This window comes from Streptomyces boncukensis, assembly GCF_011045075.1.
GTDB classification, from domain to species: domain Bacteria; phylum Actinomycetota; class Actinomycetes; order Streptomycetales; family Streptomycetaceae; genus Streptomyces; species Streptomyces boncukensis.
This window is the reverse complement of the sequence record NZ_JAAKZZ010000953.1, coordinates 1-1388: the sequence shown is the minus strand read 5'-3', so window position 1 is coordinate 1388 and position 1388 is coordinate 1. Positions and strand designations below refer to the sequence as shown.

Below are 1388 nucleotides of genomic sequence, written 5' to 3'. Positions count from 1 at the left end.
CCCGACCCGCCGCCACCGATCCACGCCCCACCGTACCGCCCACGCGGCACCCGAACGCCCATTCGACCTCATCCCCATCTGTCACCACGAACGAAAGAAACCACCGAAAATGACGAACGCGAACCCCCGCCTCCGCACCCTCGGCCGCAAGACCGTCGGCGCGGGCCACCCCGTCTACGTCACCGGCGAGATCGGCATCAACCACAACGGCGACCTCGACAACGCCTTCGCCCTCATCGACGCCGCCGCCGAAGCCGGCTGCGACGCCGTCAAGTTCCAGAAGCGCACCCCCGAGATCTGCACCCCCCGCGACCAGTGGGACATCGAGCGCGACACCCCCTGGGGCCGGATGACCTACATCGACTACCGGCACCGCGTGGAGTTCACCGAGGACGACTACCGCGCCATCTCCGAGCACTGCGCCGAGCGCGGCATCGACTGGTTCGCCTCCCCCTGGGACGTCGAGTCCATCGCCTTCCTGGAGAAGTTCGACGTCCCCGCCCACAAGGTGGCCTCCGCCTCCCTCACCGACGACGAACTCCTGCGCGCCCTGCGCGCGACGGGCCGCACCGTCATCCTCTCCACCGGCATGTCCACCCCGAAGCAGATCCGGCACGCCGTCGAGGTGCTCGGCAGCGAGAACATCGTCCTCTGCCACGCCACCTCCACCTACCCCGCCAAGGCCGACGAGCTCAACCTGCGGATGATCCACACCCTGCACGAGGAGTTCCCGAACGTCCCCATCGGCTACAGCGGCCACGAGACCGGCCTGCAGACCACCCTCGCGGCCGTCGCCCTGGGCGCCGTCTTCGTCGAGCGGCACATCACCCTCGACCGCGCGATGTGGGGCTCGGACCAGGCCGCGTCCGTCGAGCCGCAGGGCCTCCAGCGCCTCGTCCGCGACATCCGCACCATCGAGGAGTCCCTCGGCGACGGCGTCAAGAAGGTGTACGAGAGCGAGCTGAAGCCCATGGCCAAGCTGCGCCGCGTCAAGGGCGTGGTGGCCGAGTCGGAGGAGGGCGCGGCCGACCGCCAGCCCGCCGCGGTCTGACACCCGCACCCTTACTACCCGTACGCGGCCGCCGAGCCGCCCGGAGGCGAGAGCCGAACGGAGAGCGAGCCCGTTGTCCGACGCAGCGGAGAGCGCACAGGACCCGGCCCCCGGGGTGTCCCCCGTGTACGCGGACACCCCGCGGGCCGCTCCGGGGCCCAGCACAGCGGCGCCCACCGGCGAACCCACCGGGACCGCGGGAACCGCAGGAACGATCGCCCTGGTGGAAAGCCCGGTCCAGCTTCTGAACGTCCTGGAGTGGTCACACACCCGCCACGGCCCGCACGGACCCAACCGGCACCACCAGGCCCACCAGGCCCACCAGACCCACCCGGAC

The 1388-nt window shown here is 71.0% G+C and carries 1 protein-coding gene and 1 pseudogene; both read left to right on the top strand.

What is annotated here, in order from left to right; all coding sequences use genetic code 11:
• Positions 1-109: 109 nt before the first annotated feature.
• The gene (locus G5C65_RS37260) at positions 110-1051 is read left to right on the top strand and encodes an N-acetylneuraminate synthase family protein (protein ID WP_165303461.1); all 942 of its coding nucleotides are present in this window, start codon (positions 110-112) and stop codon (positions 1049-1051) included.
• Between the two features lie 73 nt (positions 1052-1124).
• Positions 1125-1388: pseudogene (locus G5C65_RS38805) on the top strand (hypothetical protein); the annotation flags it as partial.